Raw genomic sequence first — 17,553 nt, forward strand, 5'->3', positions numbered from 1 at the left:
CTCGGTTAAAAGTTCGTTAATTAATAGGGTCAACCCTTAATCTTGGTCAATGGTCGAAACTACCGGGGGCTTTACCGGCGCAGGGCTTGCGCGCGAGGCCGAGGCTTTGATTTTGCCGTCTTTGACTCAGGCGCAAGCGATTGAAATTGGCGAGATTGGTTTTGCTAAAGCTAGTGCACGGGCGCTGCCGATAATTGTGGAAGTTCGTTTGGGCGACTGGACTGTTTTTAAAGTTGCTCTGCCAGGTTCGAAACCAGATAACGATTCTTGGGTGGCGCGTAAGGCGCGAGTTGTTATGGCGACAGGTAAGTCGACGATGCATGAGCGAGTAGCTGCTGAAGAACGCGGTGTTGATTGGTATTTGGAGACCGGTTTGAGTGAAGAGCTCCATGCAATTCACGGTGGCGGCTTGGCGTTAAATGTTGCGGGTAAAGGTTTGGCAGGAATTTTGTTGATTAGCGGATTGCCGCAAGTTGATGATCATTTGTTGGGCGTTGAAGTAATTACCGAATATTTGGCACGTCAAGGAGAGAACGCATGAGCATCTGGGTTTGCGGAGAAGTATTGATTGATTTGTTGCCGGGCACACCAGAACGTGTGGCTGTTGTTGGTGGCGGACCTGCAAATACCGCAAAGGCGCTGGCGCGACTTGGCCATGATGTTCACTTTATTGATGGAATTTCAACCGACGATTACGGGGTTTCTGCTCGTGCGGAGTTGTTGGCTGATGAAGTAAAACTAGATTTAGCTTTGACCAGTGATAAACCAACTTGTTTGGCGATTGTTTCGCTCGGCGCCGATGGTGGTGCGACATACGAATTTAAGATCGATGGCACAGCAACATTTGATTTCGATTTAAAGTGGTTGCCGGATCCTTCAGTGCATAAGCCAAATGTGCTCCATATCGGCACGCTGGTAACGATTATCGAGCCCGGGGCAAGTGTTTTATACGACTGGGCGCTGCAGGTGGCGGAGTTTGCACCGATCGTCTTTGATCCAAATATTCGCCCATCTGTAATGGGAGATCGCGATCTTTATCAGGCAGCCGTTGAAAAATGGGCGGCAATCTCAAGTGTTATCAAGGTCAGCGATGATGATCTGGCTTGGCTATTTCCTGATCAAAAGTTTGAAGACGTAGCCAAGCGCTGGGTTAAAGATGGTGCCGCACTTGTGGTTGTTACGCGTGGTGCAAATGGTTCGATCGGTTTTACTGAAGGCGGAAGCGAAGAAACACCTGGTGTGAAAGTAGAAGTTGTCGACACGGTTGGCGCTGGTGACACTGTTGGCGCGATCATCGTTGAAGCGATGATTCAAGATGGAATTATGTCTTTGCAAGGTGAAGGTTTAAAGAAAGTCTTGGCGCGCGCAGCAGCAGCTGCCGCGATCACATGTTCTCGTGCGGGGGCGCAACCTCCTTACAAGCACGAGCTCGCAAAACTCTAAGAGGGTGCGCAATGCAATATATCGATGATGCAGAATTTCAAATTGCAATTGATTTAGATAACGGCGCGCGCATTACATCGATTACTTGGCGCGATATGCAATTTGCAGTTCCTTATCGTGGAGACCCTTTAACTCACGGTTGGTATGCGATGGGTCCATGGGCTGGGCGCATACGTGATGGAATCATGTTCGGTGCGGATGGTGAAGAGATTCAGTTGCCCACAAATGTTGTGCCGCCGCATGCGATTCATGGTTATGGATTTACTTCTTCGTGGCAAGAGATTGGTCCGGGACGTTCTTTGCTTCATCTGCCAAAGCCTTACGGTGGCGCAACTATCGAACAAACTATTGAAGTTTTAGATGATGCTGTGCGCTGGTCACTTGAATACGATCCTGGTGATTGCACCTTGCCGGCATGGCTTGGAATGCATCCTTGGTTTCCGCGCGATCTCGATCGGGGCGGCAGTGCAGAGATTGAATTTAAAGCAGCAAAGATGCTCAAGCGTGATGAAGATGGAATTCCAACCGGTGAATATGTTCCACAACCTGCGGGTCCGTGGGATGACGCATTCACTGAAATACAAGGTGTTCCGGCGGTTATCTGGGAAGACTGCGCGCGCATTGATGTTGAATCCGATGCGGCTTGGTGGGTTGTCTATAACGAAGATCCCGAAGGTGTTTGTATAGAGCCACAGACGGCGCCACCTGATGCGCAGAACTTAGGCATAAGTGGTGAGCATTACATCGAAGCGCTCTTCGTATTTTCCGAAGCGTAAAAAGAGAAAACGTAGGATTGGGTTATGTCTACACAAATCGATCGTGGCCGTTTAGCGCAGCTTCGCAAAGTTGAAGAAGAGCGCTTTTTAGCAAATCACAAGAAGAGCGCGGAAGCTTTCGCTGATTCGCAGAAGGTGATGCACGAAGGTGTGCCGATGTCATGGATGGCTAAGTGGCCTGGTGCGCATCCGGTATTCGTAAAGGAAGCAAAGGGCGCGAAGTTCACCGATATTGATGGCAACACTTATATCGATTTCTGTTTAGGCGATACCGGTTCTATGACTGGCCACTCACCAGATCCAACTATTGCTGCGATTAAGCGCCAGGCAGATATCGGAATCACTTCGATGTTGCCAACCCTTGATGCAGCCGTTGTTTCAAAGGAACTTGCTTCACGTTTTGGTCTGCCAAAGTGGCAATTTACGGTTACTGCAACCGATGCCAATCGCCACGTCATTCGCTACTGCCGCCTGATTACTGGGCGTAGCAAGATCATCGTTATCGATCGCTGCTATCACGGCAGCGTTGATGAAACTTTTGCAACTTTGGATGATGCAGGAAATACAGTAAAGCGCGAAGGAAACCTCGGCGCACCTGTAGATCTTGATGTAACAACTCGCGTAGTTGAATTCAATGATTTGGCTGGCATGGAAGCGGCGCTAAAGCACGGTGATGTTGCGGCAATTTTGATGGAACCTGCGATGACCAATGTCGGCATTGTTCTGCCCGAAGATGGTTATCTATATGCGGTTCAGGATCTTGCCAAGAAGTACGGCGCACTGTTGATCATTGATGAGACTCACACAATTTCTGTTGGTCCTGGCGGAATGACGCTAGACCTTGGACTAAAGCCTGATTTCTTAACTATCGGCAAGGCCATTGCTGGCGGTATTCCAGTTGGCACATTTGGAATGACTGACGATGTCGCTAATTCAATTAAGAAGTTAGTTGAACTAGAAATTATTGACACTGGCGGAATTGGCAGCACCTTGGCAGGCAATGCAATGTCACTTGCTGCTATGCGTGCAACGTTGAGTGAAGTGTTAACAGCTGCGGCATTTAAAGAGATGATCGCACTCGGTGATCGCTGGAGCGATGGCGTTGATGCGGCGATTGCAGAGTTTGATTTGGATTGGCACTGCAACCGTTTAGGTGCGCGCGGTGAGTACATCTTTAAAGGTAAGGCGCCGCGCACTGGTCGCGATGCTGCTGAATCAGGAGATTTCGAACTCGAGCAATACATTCACTTGCGCTTGCTAAACGATGGTTTCTTGTTGACGCCATTTCACAATATGGCGCTGATGTCACCGGCAACAACCGCCGCTGACGTCGATGCGCATACTGCGGCATTTCGCGCCATGTGCGCTGAATTAGTCGGCTAGTTTCTCTAACAAAAGAGAAAGCCCCACATCACTGTGAGGCTTTCCCATCCCGCTTAAGTCATCTGATTCGCAGAATAAGACTTGAGCTTATTGATTCGAGCGATTTAGCTTTCGCCAGTGATCTCACTCCCGAACCGTTGAGAAAAGTATAAAGATCGGGGCTGTGGATCACAACCTAATTTTGTCTGTGGTGTGGACGAAGGTACGCGAATGGAAAAATTCTTAATTCGCTATAGCCAGACCTACATTTTGATTGGACAACTTGAATTGATTTTGCGTTCAAGGCTAGTTAAAACTCTCAGTACTTTTTCTGAAGAAAAAGGTTACGCAGAGTGGCATCAAGTCCTTGATTCAAAAACCACCTTCGATGTAAACAGCCCGAATCCAGGTTTTGGTCTTTGGAGAGATGTTTTATCTCAGCGAAATTTCACGCGCCTCTGGCTGCCATGCACCAGACACGCCTTCTTGGATCTGCCCTTCCCAGAATCCTTTAAGACTTATCAAAAGATCGATAACCGGATGCACTATGCGACCGGGACAAGAAATCGCGCTTGTCACTTCAATTTTGCGAATGCCCGCAACGTTAAACATGAAGAAGCCAATTTAAAGTGGTTAATAAATGCCCTGGGGTAGCGATTTCCCTAGCAATAGTGGTGCCGAGCGCATAAATTTAGCCTGAACTGGCGGACTACTGAGTAGTCATACTGAGAGGCGGAAATGAAGAAAAGTTGGAAGCTGATCCCAATCGTGGCTCTTGCCATTGGTTTGATCATTCCTGTTTCCGCACCTGCCGCTGAAGATACAGAGGCATTTTTTGCAGCGTCAATCACCAGAGAAAACCCTAGTGACAAGATATTTTCTATCAGCGATGATGTTGGAATCAATTTTTCGCAACTTGGTAACTGGCCTGACAAACTATGTAGTTCTACCAAGGATCCCAAGTGTAATTTCAACGCCGTCGATAACCGTGAAGAAAACAGAATATCTGCAACCCCAATGCTAGGCCTCTGTGAGGCAGCGGCTAATGATGACTGTATTGAAAGTATCGAAATTAGTAACGATGCAACATCATTTAGAAATCTAACTTTCGAAAGATATATGCCCGATGGATTTTCAAGTCCGCTAGATGGAAATACTTTTCCTTCTGATTATTCAAAGAACTTGCCGCGCGGTGCAAATGCATCAATCTGGGTTGATAAAGAAGATGTTTCGGTATCGCCACTGAAGTACATTGCTTACTTTTCTTACGGTATGAACTACTCACCCGCATCAGGAAAATTCGAGGTAACCGATGTAAATCTTGCGATTAGACCGTTTAAAGAGATCAACGGTTTTAGGTGGGATGCTCTTTGGACAGGTAGTGGGAAGAGTGGAATTCTTTTTGACTTTAAACCCAATTCGACATTTAGAGTGGCTGTTCACGTGTCGAATGAGACTTCAGGATGGTTTAAAGCAAGATTAAAAGACTTATCAATAGAAATCACGAAACTGAATCCTAGAAACAATCGCTTAGTAGTTGCCGGGACTTCCGTGACAGTTCCGAATTTTGGAGTCGCTCGTCAAGCGGAAGGCTTAGCAAGTAAAGAGGCTGAACTCGCGCAATATTTTGGCTATTTGAAAGGTGTAGTTAGCGCTGCACCAGGGAATGAAAGAATCTTTGAATATTTAGAGTATTGGCGTCCCATTCTGAAAGATATTGCTCCGAAGACAAACACTTTCTGGACCTTAAACTCGACGCGCTGGACGAGTTCGAATAAATGCCTGAGTGATAAAACGCGCGTCTTAGGTGTCGTATCAACCAACTCGATGGGTTATGACGGCAACGCCCCTAAGTTTGTTGACGGATTCCTAAACTATCGCGTTGCGGGACTTCACTTTGCAGCAGATGGAAAGACTCTAAATCTTGGCACCTATGACCTTGTCATGCGCAGTGATGCAGCTCGTTGTCTCTACGGATTTTCAAACGCTCCAGTTTCTGCAACAGTTTCAATTGCTGGGGCTGATGGCGCACAGAACGTTGCGACAACTGTTGTAACTGAAAAAGATGGCTGGCTAAAGATGAAAGCTGCCGGATTTACATTCAGCGAGAAGCAGATAAAGGTGAAGATAACTCAGGAGCCTTCTGCGGGTGCCACTCCTGCACCAGTTGCGTCTGCAGCCCCTGTTGCAGTTGCGAAGAAGAAATCCACGATCACTTGCGTTAAAGGCAAGACAACAAAGAAGGTAAGCGCTGTTTCGCCAAAGTGTCCGGCCGGATTTAAGAAGAAGGCTTAGTCGATGAAGAGAGCTTTGGCGGCAATAGTGATTGCCTTGTTTGCTTTGGCACATCCTACGGTTACGACCGCCGCGGGTGTTATTGATGAACAATATTCGCTTAACGGCCAAGGTGACAACAGAAATAAAGTTGGCGTGTTTTTTGAAGAAAGCGTCGATACGTTGCGTATGCCTACGTTGCTCTTCGCTAATGCTATGGATAAAGATAAACCTTCGCAGGGAATCGATTTCTGTTCAAGTTTGGAAGATCCAAAATGTAGCACTGCGCAATCTGTGCTTTATTACGCACTTCTACCGCCATGCAAATCACTTTTGGAAGCGGATTGCATCGAAAGTATTTATGCAATTGTTCCAGGTTCACCCGCTCGAATTAGGGGTGTATATCGCGAATCGGTACCAAATAAAGTTGCCAATCCATATAAGGCGGATCCTGAAAATGGTTTGCCCCAAGGTTCGGTTGCAGGTGTCTGGGAAATTCCAAATGTAAAACATGGTGGAAACACAGCAGATTATGTGGCAATAGTTTCCCGTGTAGGAGCGATTAAGCGCGAAGGAACAAAATGGGTTGCAACATCAAACGGGAAAATCTCCAGAGACGGAGATTTTAGAGCTGCGATTTTTCCAACAAAAATAATCAGAGATGCGCGCTATAAATCCAATACTGCAAAAATAAGTCCAAGGTTAGACGCCAACTTTAATAGCGTACAGATTGGCCATCCAAGTCAGCTCCCATTCGATGTATGCGCTGTAGTTGGAGATGGCGTTTGCGCAATGCGTCAAGCATTCCCAGGAAACATCAAATTTGGAATGGTAATTAGATTCTCAAAGGTGATTAATGGGTGGATGCATGGACGTATTGATTCACCTGAAATTGATTACGAACTGACTAGTTACGGAACTCGAATTGATATGAAAGGAGAAGCTACCCGAGTACCTATTTTAGCTGGTTGGGCTATTCCTAGTGATTTTTCTGAGTCTGACCGCCGCCAGCACTCATACCTAAACAATGCTGATGGTTCAGGTATTTATCCTGGCGCTAGCGGGGATTACTCAATGGATCAGTTAATCATCTGGTCGAAAGTATTGAAAGACAAGGCGGTAGCAAATCCAACACAATGGATTTTCTACGATCTTTCAGAACGTGATATTGCTAGTTCCAGCGCTTGTATAAAGTCTTCAAAAACGCTTGCAGGTTTTGTAACAACAAACTCAACGACTTATACAGCTACTCCACCGATTTATAACGAGCAAACCGGAACTCTGGACTACAAAGTAGCCTCTCCGCATTTTCTTGCCGATGGAAAAGTCTTCCAAGGAAAGTACAACCTGTATATCGATTCAAAGGTTGCACGTTGTATCTATAAATTTAGTAACGCCCCAATCTCAGCATCGGTGAGTATTACTTCCTCAGATGGAGGCCAGCAGAACGTAGCGACAACAGTTGTAAATGAAGATAACGGTTGGCTCCATTTAAGTGCGACAGGATTTACATTTTCATCACCGACTTTGAAAGTAAAGCTGACTCAAGATGGATCAATTGGAACGCCAACTCCACAACCGAGTGCGGAACCTTCGGCTAGCGCTGAACCTCAAGTAGCTGCGATTCCGGTGATGAAGAAATCCACGATCACTTGCGTCAAAGGTAAGACAACAAAGAAGGTAAGTGCTGTCTCGCCGAAGTGTCCAGCTGGATTTAAGAAGAAGGCTTAGTTAAAGCCCAGGCTTGTATAAAGCGCTAAACCTTTTTCGTTATCGGCATCGACGTAAAGCATCGAGTGCTTTAAGCCTTTTGCAACGAGGTAATTAATCGCAGCAACAGAAACTGCGCGGCCGATGCCTTGATGTGCATGATCTGGATCAACTCCGACAACGTAAAGCTCGCCAACTGGCTCTTGATTTACGAAATCTTGATGGATCTTGGTCCAGCAAAAGCCAACTACTTCTTCACCTTTTACCGCGAAGAAAAAGCCTTCGGGATCAAACCAATTTTCGGCCATGCGGTTTTCTAGATCCTGCATCGCCCAATTTCCCTGATCTGGGTGGTGGGCAAATATCTTGTTATTTAGGTCGAGCCAACGTTCTTTATCGAGTGCAGGATCAAAGGTGCGAAGTGCGTATTCGCGTTTTGCAGTTGGGAGTGGATCGGTTAACGAGCGGTGGATCTTGAGAATATGGCGCATGGTGGTTAGACCCGCTCAGTAATAGGGCTCTCTTTGCCACCGTTAGGAAGTGTGAAGCGATAACCAACGTTACGAACTGTTCCGATAATTGCTTCGAATTCTGGGCCGAGTTTGGAACGCAGGCGACGTATGTGAACGTCGACAGTGCGTGTGCCTCCGAAATAATCATAACCCCAAATTTCTTGCAACAACTGTGCGCGAGTAAATACGCGTCCTGGATGCTGTGCGAGATATTTAAGAAGTTCAAACTCTTTAAATGTTAAATCAAGTGAACGGCCCTTGATCTTTGCGGTGTAAGTGCTTTCATCAATTACAACATCGCCTGTGCGAATTTCACCGGCGGTTGGATCTGCTGCAGTTAGCGCGGCAAGGTGAGTACCAATACACATACGGATACGTGCATCGACTTCGGCAGGGCCTGCGGTATCGAGCATGACATCGTCGACGCCCCAGTCTGCGCTCATCGCAGATAGGCCACCTTCAGTTGTAATTGCAATTACAGGTGCACCAACGCCGGTTGATGTAAGTAAACGTGTGAGGTTCTTTGCAGCAGGCAGATCGCGACGCGCATCAACAAAGACGATATCCATAACTGGCGAATCGATTAGGACGCTGGCTTCAGCCGGCAAGATTTTTACTGTGTGCTGCAAGAGAGCAAGTGATGGAAGAACTTCCGCGCTCGCGCCATTGGTGTTTGTCAGTAACAACACCTTGGCCATGGGATCTAGACTACCTTTGTGAAAACATTCGTTCCACTTCTTATTGTGCTGGCTGGCGCCACTGGCTTTGGCATCTGGTTTCAGCGCACGCGTGGGGAATTTCGCAAGAAGAAGACGGTAAATGGGCCGAAGTTAACGGCTGCGATCGTGGGAACCGAGCTTGGGTCGCGGGCAACGATGGTGCAGTTTTCATCAGCGTTCTGTACTCCATGCCGGGCCACTAAGGCGTTGCTCGAAGATATGGTCAAAACGATGCCAGATGTTCGCTATGCCCACATCGATGCTGAATCGCACCTCGAATTGGTGCGTGAGTTAAATATCTTGTCGACGCCAACCACTTTGTTTCTAAATGGTGCAGGCGTTGAAGTTGGTCGCGCTATGGGCACGCCTAAGTGTGCACAAGTGCATACCGCGCTCGCTGCTATTCATTAACGCCAGTTATTGCGAAATATTCGCAAGTAGCGTTTAGCGCTGATGCTCTTTATCCTTAATGAATTCAAGTAAAGGAAGAGAATATGTCAGTACAAATAGATGCAAGAGGACCAAGATTTTCGGCGGCGATTACAACTGTGGTTTTAGCAGTCGCGCTAGTTACATCAAATATTTGGGTGGCTGCATTTCAAGCAGTTGTCTTTGCGATCGGTGCAATCCGTGGTCCGCAATTTACTCCTTACGCAGTTATCTTTAAGAAGTTAATTAAGCCGCGTCTAAAGTCAGAAACAACGTTTGAAGATGTGCGTCCTCCGCAATTTGCACAGAGCATTGGTCTTGCTTTTGCACTTGTTGCCGTGATCGCATCTGTGACCGGTGCCGATGGGCTCTTTACAATCGCAGTTGGATTTGCACTTGCCGCAGCGTTTTTAAATTCAGCATTTAACTTCTGCTTGGGCTGCCAGGTATATCTACTGCTCGTACGCGCACGCGTAGCCAAATAAATCACTTAGAAGGTAGGCTCTAGCCATGGCAGATCAACACGAACTCCGCGATAAAGGCTTGCGTTTAACACCTCAGCGCGAATTAGTTCTCTCTGCGGTACGCGAACTCGGACATGCAACTCCTGAAGAAGTTGCTGAAAAAGTCCGCACGACACATCCCGGTATCAATCTTTCAACTGTCTATCGCAACCTAGAAACCCTCGAAAACGTTGGACTTGTCCAGCACACTCACTTGGGCCACGGTGGCGCGACTTATCACGCAGCTGAAGAGTTAACTCACCTTCACTTGGTTTGCGGAACTTGCGGTTCTGTTGGCGATGCGCCAATCGATGTTGCCGCAAACTTTGTTCAGAATTTATCTGATGATTACGGCTTTAAGACAGATGTAACTCACTTTGCAATTTACGGCACCTGCGCAGCCTGCGTAAAATAACATGACTGCGGTATTTGTCGAAGATGGCGTCGATAAGGGCGCCATTTGGCATTTTGGCGAACCGAATAAAGAACAGAAGGCTCTGCTTGAAGGCAAAGCGTGGGCTGATCTTTCACACCTGCAAATAATCGCAGTCAGTGGCGTTGATCGCCTGAAGTGGTTACATGATTTAACAACCCAGCATTTATCTGAACTTCCGGTTGGCCAATGGACTTCAGCGCTGATCTTGGATCCGCAAGGCCACGTCGAATATCAATTTAACTTGGTTGATGATGGCGAAACATCTTGGTTGGTTTTAGATCCTGGTTACATCGAAACTTTGATTGCTTATCTGCAGAAGATGAAATTTATGTTGCGCGTTGATGTTCGCGATGCAACAAGTGAATACGTTGTTTTGCGCGCTCCCGGTTTGGTCAATGAAATTGGTGGACCGTTTGCACTTGTTCCACGTGCCGAACTTGGGCAGATGCAAGAAACTTTTGGTGCAACCGCGATGCAGGTTGGCACTTGGGCACTTGATGCCGAACGCGTTGCGGCAGGCCGACCACGAATTGCCTTTGAAACCGACCATAAATCAATTCCAAATGAGCTTGGCGTACTTAACAAATCAGTGCATATGAATAAAGGTTGCTACCGCGGCCAAGAAACTGTTGCGAAGATCTTTAACCTTGGAAACCCACCACGTCGTTTAGTTCTGCTGCATTTAGATGGCAGCCAAGTTGTTATGCCTGCGCCAGGAACGCCTGTTATAAATGGTGAAGTACAAGTAGGTTTTCTTGGCACAGTTGCGCGCCACTTTGAATTAGGGCCAATCGCTTTAGCAATTGTTAAGCGCAATACCCCGGTTGATGCGCAGTTAACTGTCGAGGGTGTGGCCGCTTCCCAACAAGTGATTGTGCCTGCGTAAATGGCCACGATTGCACAGGGTTTAGTTGTCTTCGCCGCGATGATGGTCATCATCTGGACGGTTAGCAAGCTTTAAAGGCCGTAAGATTAAGGCGTGGAAATCGTTAGCGCCGTCTTATTGGGTTTAATCTCATTAGCAATTGGCGTCGGACTTTTAATTTACGGTTTCCGAGGACGTCGCGAATCTCAAGCACGTGATTCGCGTACATATCGAAGGGGCAGACTCTAAGTGGCTTTTACAATTCCAGAAGGTCTGCATGCAGATTTAAATCCACTTGCCTGGTTGGTTGGCACTTGGCGCGGTAAAGGGCGCGGTGAATACCCAAATATTGAAGGCTTTGAATACGCACACGAAGTTGTCTTTAACCATGATGGTCGCCCATTTCTTAACTATTACTCACGCTCTTGGATCATCGATGCCGAAGGCGAAATCATTCGCCCGGCTGCATCTGAAACAGGTTTCTGGCGCGTTAAGCCAAACAATGTTCTAGAAGTTTTGATTTCACATAACACCGGAATCACCGAAGGTTGGGTCGGGCAGTTTGATGGTCCAAAGATTCAGTTAGTTCTTGATCAAGGTTATTCAGCGCCATCTGCAAAGATTGTTACAGCGGGCGTGCGTTTATACGGTCTTGTTGCTGGCGAACTCTTCTTTGCTTACGACATGGCCGCTGAAGGACAAGAACTTCAGGCACATATCTGGTCATCGCTCGAACGTCAGTCTGAGTAAACGGTAAATAAATTATGTTTAATGACGCTGTTTTGGCCGAATACGTTCGCGATGGATTTGTAGAGTCCGAACACCGCGGTTTCTTGGCGATGTTAAATTCTGATGGTTCACTCTTTAAATCATTGGGCGATATCGATACTCAGATCTTTCCGCGTTCGACAGTTAAATGCGCACAAGCATCAGCGATGGTGCGCCATGGTCTGCAGTTAGAACCACGTTTATTAGCACTTGCCGCGTCTAGCCATTCAGGCGCTGCAATGCACATCGAAGGTGCACGCGAAATTTTGGCGAGTGTTGGACTAGGTGAAAACGCACTGCAATGTGCACTCGATCGCCCACTTGGAGAAAACGAACGTCGTGCTTGGGGAGATAACCCACCAACTCGTATCGCCATGAACTGCAGCGGAAAACATGCGGCTATGTTGGCTACTTGTGTGAAAAATGGTTGGCCTATTGAAAGTTATTTAGAACAATCTCATCCGCTGCAAGTTGCAATCAAAGAAGAGCTTGAAAAACTAGCTGGGGAAAGAATTTCTTTTACTTCAACTGATGGCTGTGGTGCACCGTTGTTTATGCTTTCGGTAATTGGTTTAGCTCGCGCAATCCGTGCGATAACTATTTCAACGGATCCAATCCATCAAGATGTTATGGATGCAGCTCGCAAATTTCCAGAAATGGTTGGTGGCGCAGGTCGCCATAACACTGAGATGATGCAACAGGTGCCTGGCTTATTTATGAAAGATGGCGCAGAAGCGGTCAATGTCTGTTCATTGGCTGATGGGCGCACATTCGTATTTAAAGTAAGCGATGGCTCACTCCGTGCATTCCGAACGATCGTGCATGCCTGTTTAAATGAATTTGGAATCGATACACTGCTAACCCCAGAAAAAGTCATGGGCGGCCCGCGTGTAATCGGCACTATTCGCGCAACGATTTAACTAGCCATAACAAAGAGGCGTACCCTAGCAATTCCTTCGCTCGGCATACTGGCGTATCCTTCGAGTATGCAACGCCGCGTAGCCATGTTGATGGTTCACACCTGTCCGCTAGAACAAGCGGGTATTGGTGATGCTGGCGGTATGAATATTTATGTTGCTGAAAGTGCAGCACGTATGGCGGCGCAAGGTGTGGAAGTAGATATCTTCACGCGCCGCGATCACTTAGATCTTCCAGCAGTTGTTGAACTTTCACCCGGTGTAAATGTCCATCACCTAGATGCGGGCCATGATCTGCATTTAACTAAAGAGCAAGTTCCACAGTATTTTCCTGAGTTAAGTGCCGAGCTAAAGAAAGCGCTATCTGGCGATCGCCACTACGACCTGATCCATTCGCATTACTGGTTATCCGGAAAAGTAGCGATGCAAGTTGCTAAAGATTTAAAGATGCAGCTAGTCCACACCATGCACACCATGGCGCGCGTTAAGAATTTGAATCTTGCCGAAGGTGAAACCCCTGAACCAATGATCCGCGTGCAAGGTGAAACACAGATCGTTGCTGCAGCAAATGCGTTAACCGCTAATACCGATGCAGAAGCAGCGAGCCTAGTTTCGCTCTATGAAGCTTGCCCTGACATTGTTCACGTGGTTACACCTGGTGTGGATCTATATAACTTCACACCGGGTGCGGGTCGTCAGGATGCTCGTAAATCACTCGGGATTGATGCCGATGCCCAAGTAATCACTTTTGTTGGGCGTATCCAGCCACATAAGGGCCCTGAACTATTAATCCGTGCAACATCCGAGATGCTTTTGCACTCTCCACAGCTGCGTCCAAAGCTTCGCGTTTACATAGTTGGCGGAGCATCTGGTGCAAATGGCAGCGAAGTAGAACGCCTAAAAGAACTTGTTATCTGGCTTGGTATTGATGATGTTGTTAAGTTCAATCCGCCGGTTCCACGTAGCGAACTTCCTAACTGGTATCGCGCCGCTGATTTAGTCTGCGTTCCAAGTTACTCTGAAAGTTTTGGACTCGTTGCACTTGAGGCACAAGCTTGTGGCACACCGGTTGTAGCAACTGCTGTTGGCGGACTTCGCACCGCAGTTGCCGACGGCATCTCTGGCGTACTTGTAGATGGCCATGATCCACGCGCATGGTCATCTGTTTTAGCGCGTTTGCTGCAAGAACCACAGCGCCGTGTGCTGCTTTCCATGGGCGCGATTGAACATGCATCTCACTTCGGTTGGGATGCCACCGCCCGCGGCACTTTAGATATTTACGATCAAGTTATCTCTGATGCAGCGCGCTCTGCCAAGTCGATCGGTTAATAGTGGCTGCTATTGATCCACGGATTGTGATCGAAGAATTTCTTGATTCACACGATCTCGAGTTTGACCAGAAAGATCCCAATACCTTCCTGATCACCTTGCCAGGTGAGAAGAAGTTACAGACCCACTGCGCGCTAATTGTTGGTGATCATTCTTTAAGCATCAACGCATTTGTGATTCGCAAACCTGATGATAACGAGGCTGCAGTTCATGCTTGGTGCATGGCTAAGAATGCGGCCATGTACGGAATCGCATTTGCTACAAATGAACTCGGCGATATCTTTTTAGTTGGGCGTTTGCCGCTTGGCGCAGTCACCGATCGTGAGATTGATCGTTTAGTTGGCGCTGTTCTGCAATATTCAGATTCATCATTTAATCCACTGCTAGAACTTGGTTTTGCCAATTCAATTCGCCGTGAATGGGCTTGGCGGGTAAATCGTGGTGAATCACTGGCAAATCTCGACGCCTTTAAGCATCTAATTTAAATATTTGCACTCAACATGGCAAGATAAGCGCCATGTCGAACTACGAATTAATCCTTCTGCGCCATGGCGAATCCGAATGGAACGCCAAGAATCTCTTCACCGGTTGGGTAGATGTTCGTTTATCTGCAGCAGGTGAAGCCGAAGCAGCACGTGGTGGAAAGCTATTGGCAGAGCGCAACCTTCTGCCTGATGTAGTTCACACATCTCTTCTACGCCGCGCAATTCACACTTCACAGCTGGCACTTGACGCATGTGACCGCCACTGGATTCCAGTTCGTCGTTCTTGGCGTTTAAATGAACGCCACTACGGCGCACTGCAAGGCAAGGATAAGAAAGAGACGCTCGCTAAATACGGCGAAGAACAATTCAAGTTATGGCGCCGTTCTTACGATACGCCGCCTCCAGCAATTGAGGCCAACGATCCTTATAGCCAAGCAAACGATGCGCGTTATGCTGATTTAGGTTCAGATTTGCCTGCGACAGAGTGCTTAAAAGATGTAGTCACGCGCATGATGCCTTACTGGCAAGAGTCAATCGTTCCTGATCTAAAGGCTGGCAAGCGCGTACTTGTTACTGCGCACGGTAATTCACTGCGTGCGCTAGTGATGCACCTAGATGGAATTTCACAGTCAGATATTGCTGAGCTAAATATTCCTACTGGAATTCCGCTGCTCTATAACTTGGATGCAGACTTTAAGCCCGTCAAAAAAGGCGGAGAGTATCTAGATCCTGAAGCTGCGAAGGCTGCTATTGAAGCGGTTGCGAATCAGGGGAAGAAGTAGGCGCTGGCGTAGCAGCACCTGAAGTAACGTTGCGGTAATCATCGCGCTTGTCGCGAATGATTACTTCTGCAGTTACATAACCAGCGCGGGCAAAGCCAAGTGATAACTTCACATGGCGACCTGCAACAGGTGAAACACCGTAGAAGACTGCCTTAGCGTTTGCGGTATCACCTTCAAAACGAATTGGTTGATTCTTCTTTAGCGCGCTCTCGCCAGTTAAAACCGCTTGGTTTGAACCAACGGCAATTCCGAGCAATTTATCTTCAGTATCGCCTTGGTTAACAATTGTTCCAACGAGAACCGCGTCGCCTGTTTCAGTCGCAACTAAAAGCAGATTTAAAATCTCAATATCTACGCCATTATCTTTTAGCGAGAGTTCAACACCATCTGTTACTTGCTTAATCATGCGAGTTGGCGCATCTTGTCCTGGCCCACATGCAGTAAGTGTTAGCGCAAGAGAAATAGCAATAAGTGATGTAAGTGCTTTTTTAGTGCGAGGCATAGGGCATATTCTCTCATGCGTTTTAAGCGCTTATTCCCTTTGATTTATTGGGGTTTTCTCACCTTAAAATGGCTGGTAGAATTGGTCGTCTAGCGAAGGGCAACACATGACATTTAAGGTCGGCGAAACCGTTGTTTATCCCCATCACGGAGCAGCTCTTATCGAAGCGATTGAAACTCGCATCATCAAGGGCGAAGAACGTACCTACCTAGTCTTGAAAGTTGCACAAGGAGATCTCACAGTTCGCGTTCCTGCAGACAATGTAGATCTAGTCGGAGTCCGCGATGTTGTCGACAGCGCCGGCCTTGATCGCGTATTTAACGTACTTCGTCAGCCTTACACCGAAGAGCCAACAAACTGGTCACGTCGTTACAAGGCAAACCTCGAAAAACTTGCATCAGGAGATGTCATTAAGGTCGCAGAAGTTGTGCGCGATCTCTACCGTCGCGATCTCGATCGTGGACTCTCTGCTGGTGAAAAGCGCATGCTCGCCAAGGCGAAGCAGATCCTTATCTCTGAGCTAGCTCTTGCTGAGCGCACAGATGAAGAAAAGGCTGCAGTTCTCCTTGACGAGGTTCTCGCTTCTTAAGTAACAAACTCTTCTCATGATCGCCGCAATCATTGCTGCTGCAGGTAGCGGCGAAAGATTCGGCGCAGCAATTCCCAAAGCCTTAATCCAACTTGGTGATCGCACCCTTATTGAGCATGCCGTTTCTGCTATCTCTTCAGTTGCTGATCAAATAATTGTTACCGCACCTAGCGGGTATGAAAAAGAGATTCAAACCCTGGTTGGCGATGGCATAACTGTTGTAACCGGTGGCGCTACACGTTCTGAGAGCGTTCGCATCGGTTTATCTAAAGTTTCTGCAGACGCTGAGTACGTTTTGATCCACGATGCTGCTCGTGCACTTGCTTCTCCTGATTTAGCAAAGCGCGTTGTTGCAGCTCTTAAGAGTGGTGACGTCGCTGTAATTCCAGGACTTGCCCAAACAGATACCGTAAAAATTGTTGATGCCAGCGGAATTGTTACATCAACTCCAGATCGCGCTGCTATGCGTCGCGTGCAAACTCCCCAAGGCTTCACATATAAATTGATTAGCCAAGCACACGCCCAATCTGGTGAAGCAACAGATGATGCAGCCCTTGTTGAATCACTTGGTAAACCAGTTCGCGTAATCGAAGGCGAAGAACGGGCGATCAAAATTACGACTCCTGCCGATATGGCAACAGCGCTGCAGTTCTTAGGAAAATCAACGAACTTTAAATCTGGTGTTGGCGTGGATGCTCATCACTTCGAAGCCGGACGCCAACTATGGCTCGCAGGTTTGTTATGGCCAGATCAAGATGGCGTCGAAGGCCACTCTGATGGCGATGTTGCAGCGCATGCAATTTGCGATGCTTTATTTGCCGCAAGTGGACTCGGTGATTTAGGTTCAAACTTCGGCACAAATAAACCGGAATACAAGGGTGCATCTGGAACAACACTGCTTAAGGAAACTCTCGCACTAGTTGAAAAGAGCGGATACGCAATTTCACATGTATCAGTGCAAGTAATCGGCAATCGTCCAAAGATCGGTTCACGTCGCGCCGAAGCGATTGCATCGCTTTCCACGGCTTTGGGTGGTGCAGAAGTAGCGTTACTTGCAACAACTACCGATGGAATGGGCCTAACCGGTGAAGGCAAGGGCATTGCAGCCATTGCATCTGCGCTGATTTATTCTAAATAAGCCTTGCAAGATAG

The 17,553-nt window shown here is 47.5% G+C and carries 22 protein-coding genes; 19 read left to right on the top strand and 3 right to left on the bottom strand.

From position 1 onward, the window contains the following. Positions 1-49 precede the first annotated feature (49 nt). From A1s21148_RS00450 to A1s21148_RS00480, 7 genes are all read left to right on the top strand, one after another. Positions 50-541, top strand: a complete 492-nt coding sequence (locus A1s21148_RS00450) for a heme-degrading domain-containing protein (protein WP_095670542.1) — start codon at positions 50-52, stop codon at positions 539-541. After that, complete coding sequence (locus tag A1s21148_RS00455) at positions 538-1,443, top strand: carbohydrate kinase family protein (protein ID WP_095670543.1); 906 nt, start codon at positions 538-540, stop codon at positions 1,441-1,443. The genes A1s21148_RS00450 and A1s21148_RS00455 overlap by 4 nt, the downstream gene beginning before the upstream one ends. Positions 1,444-1,454: 11 nt before the next feature. Further along, positions 1,455-2,219 (top strand): aldose 1-epimerase, encoded by a 765-nt coding sequence (locus tag A1s21148_RS00460; protein WP_095670544.1) that lies wholly within the window; start codon positions 1,455-1,457, stop codon positions 2,217-2,219. 24 nt (positions 2,220-2,243) lie between these two features. Then, positions 2,244-3,602 carry a transaminase gene (locus A1s21148_RS00465; protein ID WP_095670545.1) on the top strand — a complete coding sequence of 453 codons (1,359 nt, stop codon included), beginning with the start codon at positions 2,244-2,246 and terminating at the stop codon, positions 3,600-3,602. A gap of 210 nt (positions 3,603-3,812) precedes the next feature. Next, positions 3,813-4,235, top strand: a complete 423-nt coding sequence (locus tag A1s21148_RS00470; protein ID WP_095670546.1) for a hypothetical protein — start codon at positions 3,813-3,815, stop codon at positions 4,233-4,235. An 84-nt stretch (positions 4,236-4,319) separates the two neighbouring features. Next, on the top strand, positions 4,320-5,876 hold the full coding sequence (locus tag A1s21148_RS00475; RefSeq protein ID WP_095670547.1) for a hypothetical protein: 1,557 nt from the start codon (positions 4,320-4,322) through the stop codon (positions 5,874-5,876). Between the two features lie 3 nt (positions 5,877-5,879). Continuing rightward, positions 5,880-7,586: a hypothetical protein gene (locus A1s21148_RS00480; RefSeq protein WP_095670548.1), complete on the top strand. Its 1,707-nt coding sequence runs from the start codon at positions 5,880-5,882 to the stop codon at positions 7,584-7,586. Here A1s21148_RS00480 and A1s21148_RS00485 read toward each other — a convergent pair. Next, complete coding sequence (locus A1s21148_RS00485) at positions 7,583-8,056, bottom strand: GNAT family N-acetyltransferase (protein WP_095670549.1); 474 nt, start codon at positions 8,054-8,056, stop codon at positions 7,583-7,585. The two genes, A1s21148_RS00480 and A1s21148_RS00485, sit on opposite strands and share 4 nt — an antisense overlap. A 5-nt stretch (positions 8,057-8,061) precedes the next feature. Next, positions 8,062-8,775, bottom strand: coding sequence for a response regulator transcription factor (locus A1s21148_RS00490; protein ID WP_095670550.1), 714 nt, complete (start codon positions 8,773-8,775; stop codon positions 8,062-8,064). An 18-nt stretch (positions 8,776-8,793) separates the two neighbouring features. Between A1s21148_RS00490 and A1s21148_RS00495 the strand changes: the two genes are divergently transcribed. The 10 genes from A1s21148_RS00495 (at position 8,794) to A1s21148_RS00535 (ending at position 15,310) form a co-directional block, all read left to right on the top strand. Further along, entirely contained in the window at positions 8,794-9,207 is a 414-nt protein-coding gene (locus A1s21148_RS00495; protein WP_095670551.1) for a thioredoxin family protein, read from the top strand. A gap of 83 nt (positions 9,208-9,290) precedes the next feature. Next, entirely contained in the window at positions 9,291-9,710 is a 420-nt protein-coding gene (locus tag A1s21148_RS00500; protein WP_095670552.1) for a DUF4395 domain-containing protein, read from the top strand. A gap of 25 nt (positions 9,711-9,735) precedes the next feature. Then, positions 9,736-10,143 (top strand): Fur family transcriptional regulator, encoded by a 408-nt coding sequence (locus tag A1s21148_RS00505; RefSeq protein WP_095670553.1) that lies wholly within the window; start codon positions 9,736-9,738, stop codon positions 10,141-10,143. A 1-nt stretch (position 10,144) separates the two neighbouring features. Further along, positions 10,145-11,050, top strand: a complete 906-nt coding sequence (gene ygfZ, locus A1s21148_RS00510; RefSeq protein ID WP_095670554.1) for a CAF17-like 4Fe-4S cluster assembly/insertion protein YgfZ — start codon at positions 10,145-10,147, stop codon at positions 11,048-11,050. 93 nt (positions 11,051-11,143) lie between these two features. Next, positions 11,144-11,278, top strand: coding sequence for a hypothetical protein (locus A1s21148_RS07585; protein ID WP_257789606.1), 135 nt, complete (start codon positions 11,144-11,146; stop codon positions 11,276-11,278). Then, the gene (locus A1s21148_RS00515) at positions 11,279-11,779 is read left to right on the top strand and encodes a heme-binding beta-barrel domain-containing protein (RefSeq protein ID WP_095670555.1); all 501 of its coding nucleotides are present in this window, start codon (positions 11,279-11,281) and stop codon (positions 11,777-11,779) included. It abuts the gene before it with no gap. Positions 11,780-11,793: 14 nt separating this feature from the next. After that, positions 11,794-12,717 (top strand): asparaginase, encoded by a 924-nt coding sequence (locus A1s21148_RS00520; protein WP_095670556.1) that lies wholly within the window; start codon positions 11,794-11,796, stop codon positions 12,715-12,717. A gap of 66 nt (positions 12,718-12,783) precedes the next feature. Then, positions 12,784-14,043, top strand: a complete 1,260-nt coding sequence (mshA, locus tag A1s21148_RS00525; RefSeq protein WP_223299397.1) for a D-inositol-3-phosphate glycosyltransferase — start codon at positions 12,784-12,786, stop codon at positions 14,041-14,043. A gap of 2 nt (positions 14,044-14,045) precedes the next feature. Next, the gene (locus tag A1s21148_RS00530; RefSeq protein ID WP_095670557.1) at positions 14,046-14,528 is read left to right on the top strand and encodes a type III secretion system chaperone family protein; all 483 of its coding nucleotides are present in this window, start codon (positions 14,046-14,048) and stop codon (positions 14,526-14,528) included. Between the two features lie 32 nt (positions 14,529-14,560). Next, positions 14,561-15,310 carry a phosphoglyceromutase gene (locus A1s21148_RS00535; RefSeq protein ID WP_095670558.1) on the top strand — a complete coding sequence of 250 codons (750 nt, stop codon included), beginning with the start codon at positions 14,561-14,563 and terminating at the stop codon, positions 15,308-15,310. On the opposite strand, the gene A1s21148_RS00540 is transcribed toward A1s21148_RS00535, so the two are convergent. Further along, a complete protein-coding gene (locus A1s21148_RS00540; RefSeq protein ID WP_095670559.1) occupies positions 15,276-15,812 on the bottom strand; it encodes a hypothetical protein in 537 nt (178 codons plus the stop codon). The two genes, A1s21148_RS00535 and A1s21148_RS00540, sit on opposite strands and share 35 nt — an antisense overlap. A gap of 106 nt (positions 15,813-15,918) precedes the next feature. Here A1s21148_RS00540 and A1s21148_RS00545 point away from each other — a divergent pair, with 106 nt between their 5' ends. Together A1s21148_RS00545 and ispD are read left to right on the top strand one after the other, a co-directional pair. Continuing rightward, entirely contained in the window at positions 15,919-16,401 is a 483-nt protein-coding gene (locus A1s21148_RS00545) for a CarD family transcriptional regulator (RefSeq protein ID WP_095670560.1), read from the top strand. A 16-nt stretch (positions 16,402-16,417) separates the two neighbouring features. Further along, the gene (gene ispD, locus A1s21148_RS00550; protein ID WP_095670561.1) at positions 16,418-17,539 is read left to right on the top strand and encodes a 2-C-methyl-D-erythritol 4-phosphate cytidylyltransferase; all 1,122 of its coding nucleotides are present in this window, start codon (positions 16,418-16,420) and stop codon (positions 17,537-17,539) included. Positions 17,540-17,553: the final 14 nt, after the last annotated feature.

It is taken from the genome of Candidatus Planktophila lacus (assembly GCF_002287925.1).
Taxonomy (GTDB): domain Bacteria; phylum Actinomycetota; class Actinomycetes; order Nanopelagicales; family Nanopelagicaceae; genus Planktophila; species Planktophila lacus.

What these genes read in the sequence shown, in the direction of transcription:
- A1s21148_RS00450 (WP_095670542.1), top strand. Translation starts at nt 50, where the DNA reads ATGGTCGAAACTACCGGGGGCTTTACCGGCGCAGGGCTTGCGCGCGAG.
- A1s21148_RS00455 (WP_095670543.1), top strand. Translation starts at nt 538, where the DNA reads ATGAGCATCTGGGTTTGCGGAGAAGTATTGATTGATTTGTTGCCGGGC.
- A1s21148_RS00460 (WP_095670544.1), top strand. Translation starts at nt 1,455, where the DNA reads ATGCAATATATCGATGATGCAGAATTTCAAATTGCAATTGATTTAGAT.
- A1s21148_RS00465 (WP_095670545.1), top strand. Translation starts at nt 2,244, where the DNA reads ATGTCTACACAAATCGATCGTGGCCGTTTAGCGCAGCTTCGCAAAGTT.
- A1s21148_RS00470 (WP_095670546.1), top strand. Translation starts at nt 3,813, where the DNA reads ATGGAAAAATTCTTAATTCGCTATAGCCAGACCTACATTTTGATTGGA.
- A1s21148_RS00475 (WP_095670547.1), top strand. Translation starts at nt 4,320, where the DNA reads ATGAAGAAAAGTTGGAAGCTGATCCCAATCGTGGCTCTTGCCATTGGT.
- A1s21148_RS00480 (WP_095670548.1), top strand. Translation starts at nt 5,880, where the DNA reads ATGAAGAGAGCTTTGGCGGCAATAGTGATTGCCTTGTTTGCTTTGGCA.
- A1s21148_RS00485 (WP_095670549.1), bottom strand. Translation starts at nt 8,056, where the DNA reads ATGCGCCATATTCTCAAGATCCACCGCTCGTTAACCGATCCACTCCCA.
- A1s21148_RS00490 (WP_095670550.1), bottom strand. Translation starts at nt 8,775, where the DNA reads ATGGCCAAGGTGTTGTTACTGACAAACACCAATGGCGCGAGCGCGGAA.
- A1s21148_RS00500 (WP_095670552.1), top strand. Translation starts at nt 9,291, where the DNA reads ATGTCAGTACAAATAGATGCAAGAGGACCAAGATTTTCGGCGGCGATT.
- A1s21148_RS00505 (WP_095670553.1), top strand. Translation starts at nt 9,736, where the DNA reads ATGGCAGATCAACACGAACTCCGCGATAAAGGCTTGCGTTTAACACCT.
- ygfZ (WP_095670554.1), top strand. Translation starts at nt 10,145, where the DNA reads ATGACTGCGGTATTTGTCGAAGATGGCGTCGATAAGGGCGCCATTTGG.
- A1s21148_RS00520 (WP_095670556.1), top strand. Translation starts at nt 11,794, where the DNA reads ATGTTTAATGACGCTGTTTTGGCCGAATACGTTCGCGATGGATTTGTA.
- mshA (WP_223299397.1), top strand. Translation starts at nt 12,784, where the DNA reads ATGCAACGCCGCGTAGCCATGTTGATGGTTCACACCTGTCCGCTAGAA.
- A1s21148_RS00535 (WP_095670558.1), top strand. Translation starts at nt 14,561, where the DNA reads ATGTCGAACTACGAATTAATCCTTCTGCGCCATGGCGAATCCGAATGG.
- A1s21148_RS00540 (WP_095670559.1), bottom strand. Translation starts at nt 15,812, where the DNA reads ATGCCTCGCACTAAAAAAGCACTTACATCACTTATTGCTATTTCTCTT.
- A1s21148_RS00545 (WP_095670560.1), top strand. Translation starts at nt 15,919, where the DNA reads ATGACATTTAAGGTCGGCGAAACCGTTGTTTATCCCCATCACGGAGCA.
- ispD (WP_095670561.1), top strand. Translation starts at nt 16,418, where the DNA reads ATGATCGCCGCAATCATTGCTGCTGCAGGTAGCGGCGAAAGATTCGGC.